Consider the following 20,685-nt stretch of genomic DNA (forward strand, 5'->3'; position numbering starts at 1 on the left):
CGGATGTCAGCGCCTATGGTCGCCGCTCTTTTCGACGATAGCAGGAACCACATGGCATCGGACAGCAAGCGCATCGCAGCAATCATCGCGACCGAGATCGGCGCGCGGCCGGAACAGGCGGCGGCAGCCATCGGGCTGCTTGACGAGGGGGCGACGGTGCCGTTCGTGGCGCGCTACCGCAAGGAAGTCACCGGCGGCCTCGACGACACGCAATTGCGCGACCTTGCCGAGCGGCTGGCCTATCTGCGCGAGCTCGATGCACGCCGCGACACGATCCTCGGTTCCATCCGCGATCAGGGCAAGCTGACCGAGGAGCTTGAAGGCAAGATCGTCGCCGCCACCACCAAGGCGGAGCTGGAAGACATCTATCTGCCCTACAAGCCCAAGCGCCGCACCAAGGCCGAGATCGCCCGGGAGCGTGGGTTGGGGCCGTTGGCTGAAACGATCCTTGGCAACCGCTCGCTGGTGCCCGCCGAGGCTGCGCTAGCCTATGTCACCGAGGAAGTGGCTGACACCAAGGCAGCGCTGGAGGGCGCGCGCGACATCCTGTCGGAACAGTTTGCAGAGAACGCCGATCTGGTCGGCAAATTGCGCAGCTACATGAAGGAGCGCGCCTTCATGCGTGCCCGTGTCGTCGAAGGCAAGCAGGAGGCGGGCGCCAAATTCTCCGACTATTTCGACCATGTCGAGCGCTGGGCGAATGTGCCGAGCCATCGCGCGCTAGCAATGCTGCGCGGCCGCAACGAAGAGGTGCTGTCGCTCGACATCGAGGTCGACGCCGACGATGCCTCGCCGGTGAAGCCGGTCGAGCGGATGATCGCCAATGCCTATGCCATCGGCTCCAGTCTGCCGGGCGACCGCTGGCTGATGGAGGTCGCTGGCTGGACCTGGCGCATTAAACTGTCGCTGCACCTGACCCTCGACCTGATGCGCGATCTGCGCGAGCGGGCGGAGGAGGAGGCGATCCACGTCTTTGCCCGCAATCTGAAAGACCTGCTGCTGGCAGCACCCGCCGGATCGCGGCCGACCATGGGGCTCGATCCCGGCATCCGCACCGGCGTCAAGGTCGCGGTGGTCGACGGCACCGGCAAGCTGGTGGCGACGACGACGGTCTATCCATTCCCGCCAAGGAACGACGTGCGGGGCACACAAGTCGAACTCGCCGCGCTCATCCGCCAGCACAAGGTCGAGTTGATCTCGATCGGCAACGGCACCGGCAGCCGAGAGACCGAAAAGCTGGTCGCCGACATGCTGTCCGATATGCCGGCCGGTGCAGGCCCAAAGCCGCTCAAGGTCATCGTCAGCGAGGCCGGCGCTTCGGTCTATTCGGCTTCGGCCACTGCTGCTGCGGAATTTCCTGGGCTCGACGTGTCATTGAGAGGGGCCGTGTCGATCGCGCGGCGTTTGCAGGATCCGCTGGCCGAATTGGTCAAGATCGAACCGAAGTCGATCGGCGTCGGGCAATACCAGCACGATGTCGACCAGTACCGGCTCGGCCGGTCGCTGGAAGCGGTGGTGGAGGACGCGGTCAATGCCGTCGGCGTCGATCTCAACACCGCCTCGGCGCCGCTTCTGGCGCGCGTTTCAGGCCTTGGCGCGTCGCTTGCCGACGCCATCGTCGCGCATCGCGATGCGACCGGACCGTTTGCCAGCCGCAAGGACCTGCTCAAGGTGGCGCGGCTCGGGCCGCGCGCGTTCGAACAATCCGCCGGCTTCCTGCGCATTGCCAATGGCAGCGAGCCGCTCGACGCTTCGTCCGTGCATCCGGAAGCCTACGGCGTGGCCAAGAAGATCGTCGCCGCCTGCGGCCGCGATGTGCGTTCCCTGATGGGCGACAGTGCAGCGCTGAAGGCGCTCGATCCACGCGTCTTCGTCGATGAGCGTTTTGGTCTGCCGACGGTGCGCGATATCATTGCCGAACTGGAAAAGCCCGGCCGCGACCCGCGCCCCGGCTTCAAGACGGCGACCTTTGCCGACGGCGTCGACGACATCAAGGATCTGAAGCCCGGCATGCTGCTCGAAGGCACCGTCACCAACGTCGCCGCCTTCGGCGCCTTCGTCGATATCGGCGTTCACCAGGACGGGCTGGTGCATGTCTCGCAACTCGCAGATCGCTTCATCAAGGACGCGCATGAGGTGGTGAAGGCCGGCGACGTGGTGAAGGTGCGGGTCGTCGATGTCGACATCAAGCGCAAGCGCATCGCGCTGTCCATGCGCAAGGATGGCGGCGAGGGTGGTGCCTCGAAAGGGCTGCGCGACAATGGCGGCGGCAAGCCGGCGCCGCAGCGCCCGCCGGAGCGGCCGGCCCAGGGTGCGTTCGGCGCAGCGCTGGCCGATGCCTTGAAGCGGAAGTAGCTACCACGCCAGAACAACCGGCTCCTTCTCAACCTGGCCCAGCAGCCAGTCGCGAAAGCTGGCGACCGGTGGGTGGCCACGCTTGTCGTGCGGCACGACGAGATAGTAGGCGCTGCGGCTTTGCATTGGGCTTCCAGGTGTGGGCACGAGCTGGCCGCGCTGCAACTCGCCCGCAATCAGGACCTGGGGTAACAGCGCGACTCCAAGGCCGGCCATGCAGGCCTGGGCGACGGTGCCGAACTGCTCGAACTGCATGCCAGGCCCCGTCGGCGCGCTGAGACCTTGCTCTTCGAACCATTCGCTCCACGCGCCGGGACGCGTGGCCATGTGCAGCAGCGGCAGGCGGCTGATGTCGGCCGCCGTGGCGATATGGCGGCTGGCCAGGAAGTCGGGCGAGACCACGGGCATGACGGTTTCGCGCATCAGCAATGTGGAGTCCGCGTCCGGCCAGTCCGGCTGACCGTGGTGGATGGCGGCATCTAGGCGCTCGCGGGCGAAATCGAAACGGCCGATGCGGGTGACGAAATTGATGGTGATGTCGGGGTTCTTCGTGACGAAATCCGGGATCAGCGGCATCAGCCACCGTGTGCCGAAGGTCGGCAAGATGGCTAGGTTCAGCATGCCACTATGCCGATTGCTCATCAATCCGAGCGCTGCGTGGCGCAACTGGCCGAGCGCCGAACGCACCGCCTCGGCGTAGATTTCTCCAGTCGCCGATAGTCGGACATTGCGGCTGTCACGCTCGAACAGCTTGCGGCCGAACTGTTCCTCCAGAAGTGCTATCTGCCGGCTGACGGCGCCCTGGGTCAGGTCAAGCTCCTGGGCAGCAGCGGTGAAGGAGCCGAGGCGGGCCACCGCCTCGAAGGCGGCAAGGGCGCTGGTGCTTGGCAAAAGGCGGCGCTGGACATTCATGATCCATTACTACAGCTCATTGATACGTGATGCAATTTCGTTTGATTTTTTCGGAGTGGAGGCGGATAAGCCCGGCAATCAATATTTTGCTGGGAGAGAGCGAGAGCCATGGCCGCCGACAAGAACGCGTTCGTCTGGGAAGACCCTTTCCTGATCGAGAACCAGCTTTCCGAGGATGAGCGCATGGTGCGCGACGGCGCTGCGGCCTTTGCGGCCGACAAGCTCGCGCCGCGCATCGAGGAGGCCTATCTCGAGGAAAAGACCGATGCCGGCATTTTTCGCGAGATGGGCGAGGCTGGCCTGCTCGGCATCACCATCCCCGAGGAATATGGCGGGCTCGGCGCCAATTACGTGACCTACGGGCTGGTGGCGCGCGAGGTCGAGCGTGTCGATTCCGGTTATCGCTCGATGATGAGCGTGCAGTCGTCGCTGGTGATGTATCCGATCCACGCCTATGGCTCGGAGGCGCAGCGCAAGAAGTACCTGCCGAAGCTCGCCTCGGGCGAATGGATCGGTTGCTTCGGCCTGACCGAGCCGGATGCCGGTTCCGATCCCGGCGGCATGAAGACGCGGGCCGAGAAGACGGCGAACGGCTACAAACTTTCCGGTTCGAAAATGTGGATCTCCAACGCGCCGATCGCCGACGTGTTCGTCGTCTGGGCGAAGCTCAAGGGCGAGAACGGCAAGGACGAAATCCGTGGCTTCGTGCTGGAAAAGGGTATGAAGGGGCTTTCGGCGCCGAAGATCGGCGGCAAGCTGTCGCTGCGGGCGTCGATCACCGGTGAGGTGGTGATGGAAGGCGTGGAAGTGGGCGAAGATGCGCTGCTGCCCAACGCCAGGGGCCTCGGCGGCCCGTTCGGCTGCCTCAACCGCGCCCGCTACGGCATTTCCTGGGGCGCCATGGGCGCCGCCGAGGATTGCTGGCGCCGTGCGCGCCAGTATGGCCTCGACCGCAAGCAGTTCGGCAAGCCGCTGGCCGGCACGCAATTGTTCCAGAAGAAACTCGCCGACATGCAGACGGAGATCGCCTTGGGCCTGCAAGGCTCGCTGCGCGTCGGGCGGCTGATGGACGAGGGCAAGATGGCGCCGGAGATGATCTCGATCGTCAAGCGCAACAATTGCGGCAAGGCGCTCGACATTGCCCGCCAGGCCCGCGACATGCATGGCGGCAACGGCATCCAGATCGGCTACCACGTCATGCGCCACGCGCAGAATCTGGAGACGGTCAACACCTATGAAGGCACGCACGACGTGCACGCGTTGATCCTCGGCCGGGCGCAGACGGGCATCCAGGCGTTCTTCTGAGCCGGGCTTCGGCTGCTTAAATTAGGTGCACCGCAACATCTGTGCTTGGAGAATGCCCAGCAGATGTGTCAGGGTTCGGCGAACTTGTTTGAAACGCCGATCTCCGGGGCCCCATGGCAATTCTGGCAGCCGTCTACCACCTGACCCACTATAAATACGACCGGCCTGTGGTTCTTGGGCCCCAGGTCATCAGGCTGCAGCCGGCGCCGCATTCCCGCACCAAGGTGCTCAGCCATTCGCTGAAGGTCGGGCCGGCAAATCACTTCGTCAATCTGCAGCAGGACCCTTACGGCAATTTCCTTGCCCGGTTCGTCTTTCCCGAACCGGTGACGGAGCTGAAGATCGAGGTCGATCTGGTTGCCGACATGACGGTCTACAATCCGTTCGATTTCTTCGTCGAGCCGGCGGCCGAGACCTTCCCGTTCGACTATCCAGAAGAGATCAGGGACGATCTCGCCATCTACCGCACGCCGGAACCGGCGGGGCCGCTGCTGTCCGCCTTTCTGAAAACCATTGACCGCAGCCCAACCAACACCGTCAATTTCGTTGTCGACCTCAATGCGCGGCTGCAGCGCGAGATCGCTTATATCGTGCGAATGGAAACCGGTGTCTTCTCGCCGGAGGAGACGCTGGCCGCGAAAAAAGGCTCGTGCCGGGATTCGAGCTGGCTGCTGGTGCAAATCCTGCGCAACCTCGGCATCGCCGCGCGCTTCGTTTCCGGCTATCTGATCCAGCTCAAGCCCGATCTCGTGGCGCTCGATGGCCCGGCCGGAACCGCGGTCGACTTCACCGATCTGCACGCCTGGTGCGAGGTCTATATTCCGGGCGCCGGCTGGATCGGCTTCGACCCGACCTCGGGCCTGCTCACCGGCGAAAGCCACGTGCCGCTGGCGGCAACGCCGCATTTCCGCAATGCCGCGCCGATCTCCGGCATGGCGAGCTTTGCCAATGTCGAGTTCGGCTTCGACATGCGGGTCGACCGCATCGCCGAACATCCGCGCATCACCAAGCCATTCTCCGATGAAAGCTGGCAGGCGCTGGATGCGCTGGGCAATAAGGTCGATGCGGCGCTCCAGGCGGGCGACGTGCGGCTGACCATGGGCGGCGAGCCGACCTTCGTCTCCATCGACGATTTCGAGTCGGCCGAGTGGAACACCGCCGCCGTCGGTCCGACCAAGCGCGAAAAAGCCGATGCGCTGATCCGCAAACTGCGCGAACGTTTCGCGCCGGGCGGCTTCCTGCATTATGGCCAGGGCAAATGGTACCCTGGCGAGAGCCTGCCACGCTGGACCTTCTCGCTTTACTGGCGCACCGACGGCCAGCCGGTGTGGAGCGACCCGTCGCTGATCGCGCGCGAAAAGAGCGATGCGAAGGTCGGACCGCAGCAGGCCGAAAGCCTGCTGACGGCAATCGCCGGTGAACTTGGCATCGACAAGGCGATGGTCAGCGAAGCCTATGAGGACCCGGCCGAATGGCTGCTCAAGGAAGGCAAGCTGCCCGACAATGTCGACCCGTCCAACTCCAAGCTGGAAGATCCGGAAGAGCGCAGCCGCATGACGAAAGTCTTCGAGCGCGGGCTGACCAAACCGTCGGGCTATGTGCTGCCGGTGCAGCGCTGGAACAGCCAGGCATCCGGCCAGCGCTGGCGCTCGGAGAAATGGAAGACCAGGCGCGGCCGGCTGTTCCTGGTGCCTGGCGATTCGCCGGTCGGCTACCGCTTGCCGCTGGGCACGCTGCCTTATGTGCCGCCGGCGCAGTTCCCCTACATCGTGCCGGTCGATCCGTCACTGCCGCGTGGACCGCTGCCGGCGCGGGAAGCGATCTTGCCATCCGCTGTTCCGGCCGAACTGGAAGGCGCCGACGAAATGGCGCGGCGCCAGCAGGCGATTTCTTTCACCGCGACGACCGGTCAGCAGGATCGGGTCGAGCAGGAGATCACCGAGATCGGCGGCGCGGTGCGGACGGCACTGTCGGTCGAGCCGCGCGACGGGCGGCTGTGCGTGTTCATGCCGCCGGTCGAGGCGCTGGAAGACTATCTCGAACTGGTCGCAGCCGCAGAAAATGCGGCCAAGGCGATCGGCCTTCCCGTGCATATCGAAGGCTACGGGCCGCCGCACGATCCGCGCCTCAACGTCATCCGCGTGGCGCCCGATCCCGGTGTCATCGAGGTCAACATCCACCCGGCCGCCAACTGGCAGGACTGCGTGGCAACGACGACGGCGATCTACGAAGAGGCGCGGCAGACGCGGCTTGGCGCCGACAAGTTCATGATCGACGGCCGCCACACCGGCACTGGTGGCGGCAATCATGTCGTCGTCGGCGGCGCGACGCCCAATGACAGCCCGTTCCTGCGCCGGCCCGATCTCTTGAAGAGCCTTGTGCTGCAATGGCAGCGACGTCCGTCGCTGTCCTATCTGTTTTCCGGCCTGTTCATCGGCCCCACCAGCCAGGCGCCGCGCTTCGACGAAGCGCGCCACGACTCGCTCTACGAACTCGAAATCGCCATGGCGCAGGTGCCGCATCCGGACCAGGGCAATGCACCGCTGCCATGGCTGGTCGACCGGCTGTTCCGCAACCTGTTGACCGACGTCACCGGCAACACGCACCGCTCCGAAATCTGCATCGACAAGCTGTTCTCGCCGGATGGCCCGACCGGCCGTCTCGGCCTGGTCGAGTTCCGCGGCTTCGAGATGCCGCCCAATGCGCGCATGAGCCTGGCGCAGCAGCTTCTAGTGCGCGCCATCATCGCCCGCGCCTGGAAAAACCCGCTCGACGGCCGCTTCGTGCGCTGGGGTACCTCGCTGCATGACCGTTTCATGCTGCCGCATTATGTCTGGGCGGATTTCCTCGACGTGCTTGACGACCTCAAGCTCAACGGTTTCGAGTTCCGTCCCGAATGGTTCGACGCCCAACTCGAATTCCGCTTTCCGTTCTGCGGCGAGGTCCAGCATGCCGGCATCAAGCTGGAGCTCAGGCAAGCGCTGGAACCGTGGCATGTCATGGGCGAGCAGGGCGCCATAGGCGGCACCGTGCGCTTCGTCGATTCCTCGGTCGAACGGCTGCAGGTCAGGACCGAAGGTCTCAATCCGGAACGTCATGCGATCGTCTGCAACGGCCGCGTCGTGCCGATGAAGGTGACTGACAACCGCGAGGTCGCGGTGGCCGGCGTGCGCTTCAAGGCGTGGCAGCCGGCGTCCGGCCTGCATCCGGCGCTGCCGGTCAACACGCCGCTGGTCTTCGACATCTATGATCGCTGGTCGGGACGGGCGGTTGGCGGCTGCGTCTACCATGTCGCGCATCCCGGCGGTCGCAGCTACGACACCTTCCCGGTCAACGGCAATGAGGCCGAGGCGCGGCGGCTCGCCCGCTTCGAGCCGCGCGGCCACACGCCGTCGGCCTATGTGCTGCGCAACGAAGAACCCTCTGAAGACTTCCCGATGATCCTTGACCTCAGGCGGCCACCCAGACTCTGATCAGCAATGGCAAAGGGGAATCAGAAAAAGATACGCGGCAAGCCGCTGAGGCACAGTCTGCTGGAGCACTACCAGCCGATTGACGGCGTCGTCGACGAGATGGTCGATGCCTCAGGCAATCCGCGTCCGGCCTGGGCCCCTTTCATCGAGGCGCTGGAGGAACTAGGCCCCGAAAAGCTCGGCCAGCGCTTCGCCCGCGCCGACCAGTATCTACGCGATGCCGGCGTCTATTACCGCGTCTACGACAAGGCCGGCGCCAATGAGCGCGAATGGCCGCTGGCGCACATCCCGCTGCTGATCGAGGACAAGGAATGGGCCGAGATCAGCGCCGGCCTCGTGCAGCGCGCCGATTTGTTCGAGGAGATAGTCGCCGATATTTACGGGCCGAACCGGCTGATCGAGAAGGGCATCCTGCCGGCGGGATTGATTGCGGCGAGCCCGGAATATTTGCGGCCGGTCGCCGGCACAAGGCCGGCCAGCGGCCATTTCCTGCATTTTTGCGCCTTCGAGCTCGGCCGCGGACCGGATGGAAGCTGGTGGGTTCTGGGCGACCGCACGCAGGCGCCGTCGGGCGCCGGTTTTGCGCTGGAAAACCGCGTCGCCACGACACGCGCGCTGTCCGACATCTATGGCGAAATGCACGTCCACCGTCTCGCCGGCTTCTTTCGCCGCTTTCGCGATGCGCTGATCGGCATGGCCAAGGAGAATGACGGCCGCGTCGCCATCCTGACGCCGGGGCCGCTCAACGAGACCTATTACGAGCATGCCTATATCGCCCGCTATCTCGGCATCATGCTGCTTGAGGGCGAGGACCTGACCGTCTCCGGCGGCAAGCTGATGGTGCGCACGGTTTCCGGTCTGATGCCGATCAGCGTGCTGTGGCGGCGGCTCGATGCCGCCTTCGCCGATCCGCTGGAACTCAGGCCAGACTCGCAGATCGGCACGCCGGGATTGGTCGAGGCGATCCGCCGCGGCGCTGTTTCGACGGTCAATGCGCTGGGTTCGGGCCTGATGGAAACGCGGGCGCTGCTCGCCTTCCTGCCCAAGATTTCGCGCGCATTGCGCGGCGAAGAGCTTTTGTTGCCCAGCGTCGCCACCTGGTGGTGCGGGCAGGACAGCGAACGCCGGCATGTGCTTGCTAATCTCGACCGCATGGTGGTCGGTCCGGCACTGTCGACACGGCTTGCCTTCGAAGACGACGACCAGACCAGGCTCGGTTCGGCGCTGACGCCGGAAGAACGCACCGCACTGATTGCGCGCATCGAGAGCGACGGCGGCGGCTTCGTCGGCCAGGAAGCGGTGACGCTGTCGACGACGCCGGTCTATGTCGGCGGCTGGCTGGAGCCGCGGCCGGCAAGCCTGCGCGTCTATCTGGCGCGCACACCCGAAGGCTGGACGGTGATGCCCGGCGGCTTCGCCCGCGTTGGCCTGTCGCTCGACCCGACCGCCATCGCCATGCAGCGTGGCGGCCAGGCGGCCGACGTCTGGGTGGTCAGCGACCGGCCGGTGGAACGCGAAACGCTGCTGCCGCAGGAGCATGATAGTTTTGCCCGCACCATGCCGGGCAGCCTGCCCAGCCGCTCGGCGGAAAACCTGACCTGGCTCGGCCGTTATATCGAGCGCTCGGAAGATACGGTGCGCATTCTGCGCGCCTATCATGTGCGGCTGGCCGAGACGTCCGATCCGGACATGCCGCTGCTCGCCGATGTCAGGGACTATCTCGAACCGTTCGGCATTGATCTCGAAGCGGCCATTCCGCCCGGATTGATCGGCACGCTCGACAGCGCCGTCTACAGCGCCGGGCAGATCAGAGACCGCTTTTCGCCCGACGGCTGGCTCGCGCTCAAGGACCTGTCGAAGACAATCCACCAATTCGCAACGACGGTGGCGCCGGGCGATGATGCGACACGGGCGATGACGGTGATGCTGCGCAAGCTCGCCGGCTTTTCCGGCCTGCTGCACGAGAACATGTACCGTTTCACTGGCTGGCGTTTCCTCGAAATCGGCCGGCGCATCGAGCGCGGCATCCAGATCGCCCGAACGCTTGCTCGTCTCACCCGCTCCGGCGCGCCGGACGGCTCGCTCGACATGATGCTGGAGATCGGCGACAGCGTCATGACCCACCGGCGGCAGTATCCAGTGCGGGCCGGGCGCCGAACGGTGGTTGACCTTTTGGCGCTCGATCCGCTCAACCCGCGCTCGATCCTGTTTCAGCTCGAGCGGCTGAAGGCGGAGATCGGCCTTTTGCCGTCGGTTGGCCCGGAGGGGCATATGTCGGTGGCAGCCAAGGAAATCCTGCAGCTCAACACGGCAATTGCCGTTATGGAGCCATCGGAGATGTCGGCGGAGGTGCTGGACGATCTCGCCACCGAGGTCGGCAACCTCTACAACAGCCTCGCCAAAGCGTATTTCGGCTAACATGCTGTACGATATCAGGCTTCATCTCAGCTACGATTATGACGCCGCGGCCGGTGGCAGCCGGCATCAGGTGCGTGTTTTGCCGCAGACCATTGCTGGCGTGCAGCGTGTGGTCGCCGCCTCGCTGTCGTTTGTGCCGACCCCGTCCGAGCGGACGGATTTTGCCGACTTCTTCGGTAACAATGTCACCGCGATCGCCTTTCGCGATGTCCATGACGGGCTCGACATCAGGATGAGCGCGCGCGTGTCGGTGTCGCGGCCGGAGCCTGGGCTCGACGTGTCGCCCGACTTGCAGCGTCTTAGGGAAGAACTCGGCGCGGTGCGGTCACTGGCGCCCGACGCACCGCATCACTTTCTCACGGCCAGCGACCATGCCGGCATCGATGCGGCGATCACCGCCTATGCAAAAGGCAGCGCCGACGGCTCGACGGTCGGCACGGCCATCGATCTGTGCAACCGCATCCACCGCGACTTCACCTATGATGGTGAGGCGACCACGGTTCATACCAGGGCCAGCGACGCCTTCCGTTTGAGGCGTGGCGTCTGCCAGGATTTTTCGCATATAATGATCGCCGGTTTGCGCGGGTTGGGCATTCCCGCCGGCTATGTCAGCGGCTTCCTGCGCACCATTCCGCCGAAGGGCAAGCCGCGGCTCGAAGGCGCCGATGCCATGCATGCCTGGGTCAAGGTGTGGTGCGGGCGCGATGCAGGCTGGCAGGAGTTCGACCCGACAAATGGCATGCGGGCGAGCAACGACCATATCACCGTCGGCTACGGCCGCGACTATTCCGACGTGGCGCCGATCGTCGGCGTGCTGAAAACCACCGGCGGACAGGTCGGCGACCAGGCCGTCGACGTCATTCCGGTTGCGCTGGAAAAGGTCTGACGGCGGAACCAGTGGCTTGTCCGGCGCTTATCTACGAGAAAAATCTCGTGGAGCGGGCATGCTGGACAAATCCGAGGCGCCACCGGGCCGACCTGTTGCCGGACAGGGCGACGATGACACGCCGAGGAATGGTGCGCAGGCCTCTGCCGATCAGGCCGCGCTTACCTATGTCAGCGACAGCGAGCCGGGTATCCGCCGCCTGAAGGCGGGCGAGGGATTTTCGTACAAAGGCCCGAAGGGGCAGGCGGTCAGCGCTTCGGCCATCGCCCGTATCAAGGCGCTGGCCATCCCGCCGGCGTGGACGGATGTGTGGATCTCGCCCGATCCCGCCGGCCATATCCAGGCGACCGGCCGCGACCAGCGCGGGCGCAAGCAGTATCGCTACCATCCGCTGTGGGCCGCGGAACGTGACGGCGCCAAATACTCGAGCCTTGTCGCTTTTGCCGAAAGCCTGCCGGAGCTGCGCCGCCGCATCGATGCCGATCTGCGCCGCCACGGCCTGCCGGCCGAGCGCGTGGTGGCGGCAATCGTCTGGCTACTCGACAACACGATGATCCGCGTCGGCAATGCCGCCTACGCCCGCGACAACAAGAGCTTCGGACTGACCACGCTGCGCGACCGCCATGTCGACATCAAGGGATCGAGCCTGCGCTTTGCCTTCAAGGGCAAGTCCGGCAAGGAATGGAAATTGAAGCTTGTCGACCGCCGCATCGCTCGCGTCGTGCGCGGCGCGCAGGATATTCCGGGACAAAAGCTGTTCCAGTATCTGGATGAGGACGACGCCCGGCATCCGGTGCGCTCCGACGACGTCAACCGCTACATACGCGATGCTGTCGGAGAAGACTTCAGCTCCAAGCATTTCCGCACCTGGGGCGGCACCATCCACGCCGCGTCGCTGTTTGCGCAGACGGAGCTTCCCGAAAGCCAGGCTGGGGTGAAGCGGGTGATGAACACCGTCATCGACAAGGTCGCCGAGCGGTTGGGCAACACGCGCACCGTCTGCCGCAAATGCTACATCCATCCGCAGGTCTTCGAATCCTGGGCGCAGGGGCGGCTGCTCAGCGAAATGACTGAAGCCAACAAACGCAAGCGATCCATAGATGGTCTCGATGACGAGGAGGCGCTGGTGCTGAGATGGCTGAAGGCAGACGAAGGCTGAAAAATTGCCCTAACTTTTTTGTCGACGCCATGTCGGCAGAGGCCCTACTGTTTCGTCCTTTGATACAGAAAAGGACGTCCCATGCTCTACGCTATCCTCTGCTATGCTTCCGAAGATGTCGTCTCCTCCTGGAGCAAGGCACAGGATGACGAGGTGATGGCGAAACTGCTCAATGTGCAGCAGAAATATGCTGACGCCGGCCGGCTTGGCCCGGTGGCACGGCTTCTGCCCACCACCGCCGCAACAACGCTGCGCCAGGTCAAGGGCGAATCGGTGGTCATCGACGGGCCGTTTGCCGAGACCAAGGAACAGTTCCTCGGTTTCTACACGTTGGAATGCGCCGATCTCGATGAGGCCGTCGACTTCGCGCGCGAGCTTTCCGAAGTCAATCCGAGTGGTGGATCCTATGAGATCCGACCGGTTTCCGTCTTCGACCCAACCAGAGTTTTGAAATGACCGACCTTTCCTGGATCAGCTCCGCGATCTCAGCCGCCCGCCCGCAGGCTATGGGTGCGCTGCTGCGCTATTTCCGCGATCTCGATACGGCGGAGGAGGCTTTCCAGGACGCGTGTCTCAGGGCACTCAAGAACTGGCCGCACAACGGGCCGCCGCGCGATCCGGCTGCCTGGCTGATCTTTGTCGGCCGCAACAGCGGCATCGATGCGGTGCGCAAGCGCGCCAAGCAGGCGCCGATGCCGGAAGAGGACCAGATCTCGGACCTTGAGGATGCCGAGAGCGATATCGCCGAGCGGCTGGACGGCGCGCATTACCGCGACGATATATTGCGGCTTCTGTTCATCTGCTGCCATCCGGACCTGCCGGCGACGCAGCAGATTGCGGTGGCGCTGCGCATCGTCTCCGGGCTCACCGTCAAGCAGATCGCGCGTGCCTTCCTGGTCGGCGAAAGCGCCATGGAGCAGCGCATCACCCGCGCCAAGGCGCGCATTGCCGACGCCGGCGTGCCGTTCGAAACGCCGGGCGCTGTCGAGCGGTCGGAGCGGCTCGCAGCCGTTGCGGCCATGGTCTATCTGATCTTCAACGAGGGCTATTCGACAAACAGCGGCGAGGCGCCGGCGCGCGCGCCACTCTGCGAGGAGGCGATCCGCCTGGCGCGGCTGTTGCTCAGGCTGTTCCAGACCGAGCCTGAGATCATGGGGCTGACGGCACTGCTGTTGCTGCAGCATGCGCGTGCACCGGCGCGTTTCGACGAAAATGGCGAGATCGTGCTGCTCGACGACCAGGACCGCTCGCTGTGGAGCCGGAAGATGATCGACGAAGGCCTGGCGCTGGTCGACAAGGCGCTGCGCCACCAGAAGCCCGGCCCCTATCAGGTGCAGGCGGCGATTGCGGCACTGCATGCGCGGGCGGCAACGCCCGAGGATACCGACTGGACCGAGATCGACCTGCTCTACAGCCTGCTGGAAAGGATGCAGCCGTCACCGGTGGTGACGCTGAACCGCGCGGTTGCGGTCGCCAAGGTGCGCGGCCCGGAAGCTGCCCTTGCCATGATCGAGCCGCTCGGCGAAAGGCTGTCCCGTTATTTCCACTTCTTTGGCCTCAAGGGCGGGTTGCTGATGCAGCTTGACCGTGGCGAGGAGGCGCGTGTTGCCTTTGACCGTGCGATTGCCTTGGCCAATACGGCGGCCGAAGCCGCCCACATCCGCATGCACATCGACCGGTTAATGAGAGACGGCGCCGTGAAGGCGCCGGCGAAGACAGCGCACTGAAGACTGCTGGCTCAATCGTGCAATCCCGGCTTGGACCATGCCGGGGTGGCGATTTTCCCCTGAAACGAGTAATGCCACGCCATGACAGTGCCTGACGTGCCCACGGCACGCGGGCGACGTGGCGAGAAGGCTCGACCGGCGCCATATTATGGCGAGCGGATCTGAAAGGGATAAAAATGACGATAGCGACGGAAACGGCTGAACTTCTGGCGAAACTGGGCGTGGCCAAGGACGCGCTTAGCGGCGGCGACCTCATCGTGCGCAGCCCGGTGACGGGCGAGCAGATCGCGGCGCTGAAGACGATTTCGCCGGCCGAGGCCGCCAAGACCATCGATGCCGCGCACACGGCGTTCCAGGCCTGGCGGATGGTGCCGGGTCCCCGGCGCGGGGAACTGGTGCGGTTGCTCGGCGAGGAATTGCGCGCGCACAAGGCCGAGCTTGGCCGGCTGGTGTCGATCGAGGTCGGCAAGATCCCCTCGGAAGGTCTCGGCGAAGTCCAGGAAATGATCGACATCTGCGATTTCGCGGTCGGGCTTTCCCGCCAGCTTTACGGCCTGACCATCGCCACCGAACGTCCCGGACATCGCATGATGGAGACGTGGCATCCGCTCGGCGTCGTCGGCGTCATTTCGGCCTTCAACTTCCCGGTCGCGGTGTGGTCGTGGAATGCGGCACTTGCGCTGGTCTGCGGCGATGCCGTGGTGTGGAAGCCGTCGGAAAAGACGCCGCTGACGGCGCTCGCCTGCGAGGCGATTTTTGCGCGCGCGGTCAAGCGCTTCGGCGCTGACGCGCCGCAGGGCCTGGCGTCGGTTCTGATCGGTGATCGCGCCGTCGGCGAGATCCTGGTCGATCATCCCAAGGTTCCTCTGGTTTCGGCCACCGGCTCGACGCGCATGGGCCGGGATGTCGGCCCGCGGCTGGCCAAGCGCTTTGCCCGCGCCGTGCTGGAACTCGGCGGCAACAATGCCGGCATCGTCTGCCCAACCGCCGATCTCGACATGGCGCTGCGCGCCATTGCCTTCGGCGCCATGGGCACCGCCGGCCAGCGCTGCACGACGCTGCGGCGTCTGTTCGTGCATGACAGCGTCTATGATGCGCTGCTGCCGCGGCTGAAGAAGGCCTATCAGAGCGTCTCGGTCGGCAACCCGCTGGAGACGTCCTCGCTGGTCGGACCGCTGATCGACAAGGCGGCGTTCGACGCCATGCAGAAGGCGCTCAACGAAGCCACCGCCCATGGCGGCAAGGTGACCGGCGGCACACGGGTCGAGAACGGCCACCCCGACGCCTACTACGTGCATCCGGCGCTGGTCGAAATGCCGAAGCAGGTTTCGCCGGTGACGGAAGAGACCTTCGCGCCGATCCTCTATGTGATGAAATATTCCGATTTCGACGCCGTGCTCGACGAGCACAATGCGGTCGGTGCCGGGCTGTCGTCGTCGATCTTCACCCGTGACCTGCAGGAATCCGAGCGCTTCCTCGGGGTCGACGGTTCGGATTGCGGCATTGCCAACGTCAATATCGGCACATCGGGGGCCGAAATCGGCGGCGCCTTCGGCGGCGAGAAGGAAACCGGCGGCGGCCGCGAGAGCGGTTCGGACGCCTGGAAAGCCTATATGCGCCGCGCCACCAACACGGTGAACTATTCCAAGGCGCTGCCGCTGGCTCAGGGCGTGTCCTTCGACATCGATTGAGGCGCTGCGCCGGCTTTCCCTGACCAGTTGATCCATCCCGATTCAGTCGGGATGGATCGCTATTGTTCAGCCTGGAGCTTGACGGCCTGCGCGCCCATATTTTCCTGGTAGAAGCTGTTCGGCTGCCAGGTCTTGGCAATTGGTATGACTACCTGTCCGGAGAGTTGTGAGCGTGCGGGTTCAGCCAGCCTTTTGCATCGGGCGACAGGCCTCGAAAGCGGCATCGATGACCGCAAGCTTGGCGGCCTGGACGGTCATGTATTCCTGGTAGAAGCTGTTCGAGACCCACATCACCGAATGCCCGCGCCGGCCCATCCAGCCGACGCTGCCGAGCTTTTCGGCGTCGCGCAATTTGCGCGCCAGATGGGTGCGCGAGAGTTTCAACCAACTAGCGAATTCGCCGACCGAAACCACGCTGGTCGGGATCTGGTCGAGACCGGCATTGTCAGGATCGATGCCGGACATCAGCCAATCCATGACGATGCCACCATTGTTGAGCCAGATGAACAGCGAGAAGGTCTGCTTGGGCTCGCGCACCGGGCTGGATGAGAGCAGGCCTTCCGCCACCAGTGGCTGCAGCCTGGCAATCATGCCGGGCTGCTCGAGAAACGAAGCGAGGCGATTTCCCCCGTCGAGGCCGTCGAGTGTGCGCAGATGCGCAAACACCCAGCCGTCGAATTCCTTCAGCGTCGCTGGCGTCACTTGAAACGGGTGGGCGCGTCCATCACCGGTGTGCGGCAGGTATTCGATGATGTGATAGTGCAGCATCTCCTTGATGAAGGCCTCGGCCGTGTTGCGGCTGGCGACGGAATAGCGGAGCACGGCATCGATGAAGCGGGCGAGGGTAAGTTCCGTGCGGGGATCGCGCGGGTTTCGGGCGAAATGCAGGGCAAGGCCGGTGTGAGCCAGCAGCCAGCGCTGTTGCGTGGCGAATACGGCGGCCAGGCGCGGGCTCGTTTCATAGATGTGCAGCAGCGCCTTCGACTGCGCCTGGACATGACGATGCAGCGCCGGATGGCCGGCAATATATTCGAAATTCAGCGCCATCCTCCTCGTCCTCCGGCCAGCCCCCGGCAGCGAAGACGCAATCACATTTCCAGCCTTAGCCGCCCGTGTCCAGCCATGCCAACCCGGACAAAAGGCCTAGAGCTGTCAATCGTTCTACGGACACGTTGAAACCGCTCCATCTCTTTGATTTTGAGGCAATTGCGCTGGGAAAGCCCCACGCGCTTTTCCTGGGAAAACCGTTTCACACTTTTCGCGGAACTGCTCTGGTCCGTTCGCGTCCGGCGGATGGCGCGGCCAGCATAGTCAAGCACAATGCCAAGGCCAACGGCGCCGCCGCTTCCGGTCTTCTTCACCGGTTTCGCTGTGAACGGGATGTGCAGGCGTTGATCGAGGATCCGCGCCTGGACCAGACAGCACTGTGCCGCAGCATGGAGTTTGTTGACACGATGGAACACAGTGGCATTGCCACGAGTGGAACGACGGCCCTACAAACGCCTGACGACGAATTCTCAGGATAGGGCAGGCGCTACCATGGGTGGCTGGTTGCATACTCTTCCACTCGCTTGGATGGCTCTCGTCGTGTTCGGGGCCACCTATATCGTCGCGTTCATCTTGCACCAAGGCATCGCCGTTCTTTCCGCCGGCTCCACGGCGCGGTCATTCAAGGCGCTTTCGCCTGGCATGTTGCCGCCGCTTGGTATCATCTTTGGCCTATTTGTGGCGTTCACCGCGGCTCAGGTGTGGAGCGACGATCGCGCCAATGCGGCAGTCAATCGCGAGGCCAGTGCGTTGCGGTCGGTCGTGGTTCTGGCGAGCAGCTTTCCCGGGGAGCCCGAGGCGCGCCTACGGACGCTGGTGCGCAGCTATATCGAGGAAACGACGAGCCAGGAGTGGTCGCTGATGGCCGAGGGCGCGGCGACCCTCACCATAATCCCGCCGGCGCTTAACGAGGCGCTGCGGACGACGCTGGCTTTGGCGCCAAGCAATCCGGGCCAGGAGATCGCGCAGCGCGAGATTACGAGGTGGCTCGAAGACGCCTTCGAGGCGCGTCGCCAACGGATTCTCGTCAGCTCCGCACAAGTCAACCCCACGAAGTGGGCCTGCCTGATCCTGCAGGCCTTCTGTGCTCTTCTCGCGATCGCGGTCGTTCATAGTGATAACCGAATGGCATCGGCGATCGCTCTTGGAAGTTTTGCGACCGGGGTGGCGGCATCCGTTCTCTTGATTCTCGCCCACGACCGGCCCTTCACGGGAGAGATCGCAGTATCGCCGCAGCCGTTGCTGCAAGTTATGCCGGAAGCCAAAGCGGGCGGCGGCGGATGATACAGGCAGGAGTGCTAAGACGGATAAATTCCGTCGCGTTGTGAGACTCTGATTTGGTGACAAGCAAAACAGCGGCCCCTACGACTCGTCCCTCTCATCGCGCAGATTGGACACAACGCGGCGGTTCTGCGACCTGCAGGCGTTGTCGGGGCAGTCGCGGACGAGCCTGTCCTTGCCGTAGCCCTTGGCCCACATGCGGTTGCGGTCTATGCCGCCGGCGGCGAGGTAGTTCATCACTGCATCGGCGCGCTGCTGCGACAGCGCTGTTTCGCTTGCGCCGGGATCATCGGCGAAACCCTGCAGCTTGAGCAGCCAGCGCGGATACTTTGACAACCAGGCAATCTGGGTGTCGAGGGTGGCCTTGGCGACAGAATCGAGTGCGGCCGAACCTTTCGTGAAATAGGTGCGGCGGCCGACATTGAGGATAAAATCCTCCTCGCTGCCCGGCTGCACGTTCTGGAAGCCGGCAATCTCGGCGTTGGTGACGTCGGGCGTGGACGGGGTCAGCGTGTTGCTGGTCGAGCAGGATGCGGCCACCACCAGCAGGCCGGCGGCGAGCAGCCGGCGCGTGTTTTCAATCATGCGGTTCATGATGCGCCATCATTCGACGGTGGTGGAAGCGGGCGCCTGGTCGGCGATGTGCGGCAGGACCTCCACCGCGGTGCCGATTGGGCACCGCTGGTAGAGGTCGATGATGTCTTCCGGGAACATGCGGATGCAGCCGCTGGAAGCGTCGGTGCCGATGCTCCATGGCTCCAGCGTGCCATGCAGGCGGTAGCCGATGTCGGCGCCGTCGCGGTACAGATAGAGCGCGCGTGGCCCGAGCGGATTGTTGGACGCGCCGCCTGCGATCATGGGCGGTAGCTCCGGCCTGCGCTTACGCATTTCGGGGGGCGGGACCCATTGCGGCCACAGCGCGCGGCGGTCGATCGTCGCCCGGCCGTACCATTTGAAGCCCTCCTTGCCGACGCCGACGCCGTAGCGGATGGCGGTCTTGTTTTCCATGATGAGGTAGAGGAAATGGTGGCGGGTATCGACCACGACGGTGCCGACCGGCTCGCTGCTGAAATACTTGACGATCTGGCGATGCCATCTCTTGTCGATCTTGGCGAAGTTGGTCTTGCGATAGACAAAACTGTTGTCGCTGGCGGTACCGGCGAAAAAGGATTTTGCCGCCGCGGCTTGAACAATAGTGCCGGTTGCACCGACCGCGGCCAGCGCCAGGCCACCGATCACGACATCCCTGCGTGATAAAACCATCGGCAATCCCCCTGCCTTAAGCCTGGCTGACCATAGTTGAGAATTATTTCGTCTCAAAGTGGAAAATGCTGCGTGGCTTCAGTCCGCCGACAGCGGAACGTGCGCTTTCGGGATGATGGGGCTAGAAAGCCGACCTTTTTCATCCAGGGTAATGCCGACCGCCTTGCGCCAGAAGCTGGGGCCCGTGATTTCATATTCAAATATCGCGTTTCAGATCGCACTCGGACAGCTTCACACACGTATTGGGCGCGCTTGTTCGCTTGCGATTTACCGGGTATCAACTTAATTGAAGCCGAAGAGGACTTGGCTGCCTCTGCAGGTGAAAAGTGCTGACTTTCCCAGGGTTCTATCTCGCGTCGTGCCTGCTCGCGCTTGTCGCGCTCGTCGCCGTTCTTGAGCTCGGCCTGCTTCCGGCACTGCTTTCGGGCCTTCTCGTGTTCAACCTCGTTCATTTCGCCGCACCGATGCTCCATCGAATCGGGGTCTCCAGCAGCCTGACGAAAAGCCTTGCGCTGACCTTGGTGGCATTGATTTTCATGCTCCTGATCGCCGCTGCTATCTTTAGCGGCGTGTCGCAACTGACTGGCGGTTCGGAGAACGTCGTGACGCTCCTCAAGAAGATGGCCGAGATCATCGATACCGCGCGCGTCCATCTCCCAACCTGGGCGATGGACTATTTTCCGTCGAACATCGAGGAACTGGAAGTCTTCGCTGCCCGATGGCTCCGCGAACATGCCGGCCAGCTTCAACTCGTCGGTCGGGATTTGGGCGTCCTGGTGGTCCACATTATCGTCGGCATGGTGATCGGCGGCTTGATCGCGGTAAGCTCGGCGGCGTCATCGGGCGAGCCCGGCCCATTGGCGGACGCGCTGGCGGATCGTGTCAACTTACTGAGCAAGGCCTTTCGCAACATCGTGTTCTCGCAAATCCGGATTTCTGCGTTGAATACGTTTCTGACTTCGATCTATCTCGTCGCTGTTCTGCCGTCCTTGGGCATCGATCTGCCATTCATCAGGACGATGATAGCGCTGACTTTCGTCGCCGGCCTTCTGCCGGTCATCGGCAATCTGATCTCCAACACGGTGATCGTGGTTGTCAGCCTCAGCATCTCCTTCCTTGCAGCGCTAGGCTCGCTTGCCTTTCTCATCGTCATTCACAAGCTCGAATA

Annotated in this window: 16 protein-coding genes; 12 read left to right on the top strand and 4 right to left on the bottom strand. The window is 63.9% G+C overall.

Annotated elements, in window-relative coordinates:
• The first annotated feature begins 51 nt into the window (after nucleotides 1–51).
• The gene (locus tag AC04SG_RS29535) at nucleotides 52–2,355 is read left to right on the top strand and encodes a Tex family protein (RefSeq protein WP_488553917.1); all 2,304 of its coding nucleotides are present in this window, start codon (nucleotides 52–54) and stop codon (nucleotides 2,353–2,355) included.
• Here AC04SG_RS29535 and AC04SG_RS29540 read toward each other — a convergent pair whose 3' ends face one another.
• Complete coding sequence (locus AC04SG_RS29540) at nucleotides 2,356–3,267, bottom strand: LysR family transcriptional regulator (RefSeq protein ID WP_488553918.1); 912 nt, start codon at nucleotides 3,265–3,267, stop codon at nucleotides 2,356–2,358.
• A 108-nt stretch (nucleotides 3,268–3,375) separates the two neighbouring features.
• Between AC04SG_RS29540 and AC04SG_RS29545 the strand changes: the two genes are divergently transcribed.
• The 8 genes from AC04SG_RS29545 (at nucleotide 3,376) to amaB (ending at nucleotide 15,926) form a co-directional block, all read left to right on the top strand.
• The gene (locus AC04SG_RS29545) at nucleotides 3,376–4,572 is read left to right on the top strand and encodes an acyl-CoA dehydrogenase (RefSeq protein WP_488553919.1); all 1,197 of its coding nucleotides are present in this window, start codon (nucleotides 3,376–3,378) and stop codon (nucleotides 4,570–4,572) included.
• 113 nt (nucleotides 4,573–4,685) lie between these two features.
• A complete protein-coding gene (locus AC04SG_RS29550) occupies nucleotides 4,686–8,045 on the top strand; it encodes a transglutaminase family protein (protein ID WP_488553920.1) in 3,360 nt (1,119 codons plus the stop codon).
• Nucleotides 8,046–8,051: 6 nt separating this feature from the next.
• Nucleotides 8,052–10,463 (top strand): circularly permuted type 2 ATP-grasp protein, encoded by a 2,412-nt coding sequence (locus tag AC04SG_RS29555; protein WP_488553921.1) that lies wholly within the window; start codon nucleotides 8,052–8,054, stop codon nucleotides 10,461–10,463.
• Between the two features lies 1 nt (nucleotide 10,464).
• Nucleotides 10,465–11,349, top strand: a complete 885-nt coding sequence (locus tag AC04SG_RS29560) for a transglutaminase family protein (protein ID WP_488553922.1) — start codon at nucleotides 10,465–10,467, stop codon at nucleotides 11,347–11,349.
• Between the two features lie 58 nt (nucleotides 11,350–11,407).
• Complete coding sequence (locus AC04SG_RS29565; protein WP_488553923.1) at nucleotides 11,408–12,508, top strand: DNA topoisomerase IB; 1,101 nt, start codon at nucleotides 11,408–11,410, stop codon at nucleotides 12,506–12,508.
• Nucleotides 12,509–12,589: 81 nt separating this feature from the next.
• Entirely contained in the window at nucleotides 12,590–12,964 is a 375-nt protein-coding gene (locus AC04SG_RS29570; RefSeq protein WP_112559367.1) for a YciI family protein, read from the top strand.
• Complete coding sequence (locus AC04SG_RS29575) at nucleotides 12,961–14,235, top strand: RNA polymerase sigma factor (protein ID WP_488553924.1); 1,275 nt, start codon at nucleotides 12,961–12,963, stop codon at nucleotides 14,233–14,235. The genes AC04SG_RS29570 and AC04SG_RS29575 overlap by 4 nt, the downstream gene beginning before the upstream one ends.
• 176 nt (nucleotides 14,236–14,411) lie before the next feature.
• The gene (amaB, locus tag AC04SG_RS29580; RefSeq protein WP_488553925.1) at nucleotides 14,412–15,926 is read left to right on the top strand and encodes an L-piperidine-6-carboxylate dehydrogenase; all 1,515 of its coding nucleotides are present in this window, start codon (nucleotides 14,412–14,414) and stop codon (nucleotides 15,924–15,926) included.
• A 180-nt stretch (nucleotides 15,927–16,106) separates the two neighbouring features.
• Here the strand turns inward: amaB and AC04SG_RS29585 are convergent, their stop codons facing one another.
• Nucleotides 16,107–16,973: a hypothetical protein gene (locus AC04SG_RS29585; protein ID WP_352556270.1), complete on the bottom strand. Its 867-nt coding sequence runs from the start codon at nucleotides 16,971–16,973 to the stop codon at nucleotides 16,107–16,109.
• A gap of 125 nt (nucleotides 16,974–17,098) precedes the next feature.
• Here AC04SG_RS29585 and AC04SG_RS29590 point away from each other — a divergent pair, with 125 nt between their 5' ends.
• Together AC04SG_RS29590 and AC04SG_RS29595 are read left to right on the top strand one after the other, a co-directional pair.
• Complete coding sequence (locus AC04SG_RS29590; protein ID WP_488553926.1) at nucleotides 17,099–17,452, top strand: hypothetical protein; 354 nt, start codon at nucleotides 17,099–17,101, stop codon at nucleotides 17,450–17,452.
• 61 nt (nucleotides 17,453–17,513) lie between these two features.
• Nucleotides 17,514–18,257 (top strand): bestrophin-like domain, encoded by a 744-nt coding sequence (locus tag AC04SG_RS29595; RefSeq protein ID WP_488553927.1) that lies wholly within the window; start codon nucleotides 17,514–17,516, stop codon nucleotides 18,255–18,257.
• Between the two features lie 78 nt (nucleotides 18,258–18,335).
• Here the strand turns inward: AC04SG_RS29595 and AC04SG_RS29600 are convergent, their stop codons facing one another.
• A complete protein-coding gene (locus AC04SG_RS29600) occupies nucleotides 18,336–18,848 on the bottom strand; it encodes an OmpA family protein (RefSeq protein ID WP_352556276.1) in 513 nt (170 codons plus the stop codon).
• A gap of 9 nt (nucleotides 18,849–18,857) precedes the next feature.
• Entirely contained in the window at nucleotides 18,858–19,517 is a 660-nt protein-coding gene (locus tag AC04SG_RS29605; RefSeq protein WP_352556278.1) for a L,D-transpeptidase, read from the bottom strand.
• A 326-nt stretch (nucleotides 19,518–19,843) separates the two neighbouring features.
• Here AC04SG_RS29605 and AC04SG_RS29610 point away from each other — a divergent pair.
• Nucleotides 19,844–20,685 (top strand): AI-2E family transporter (locus AC04SG_RS29610; RefSeq protein WP_488553928.1); only part of this gene is annotated, 842 nt, incomplete at its 3' end.

The organism is Mesorhizobium sp. CNPSo 4684, assembly GCF_057784315.1.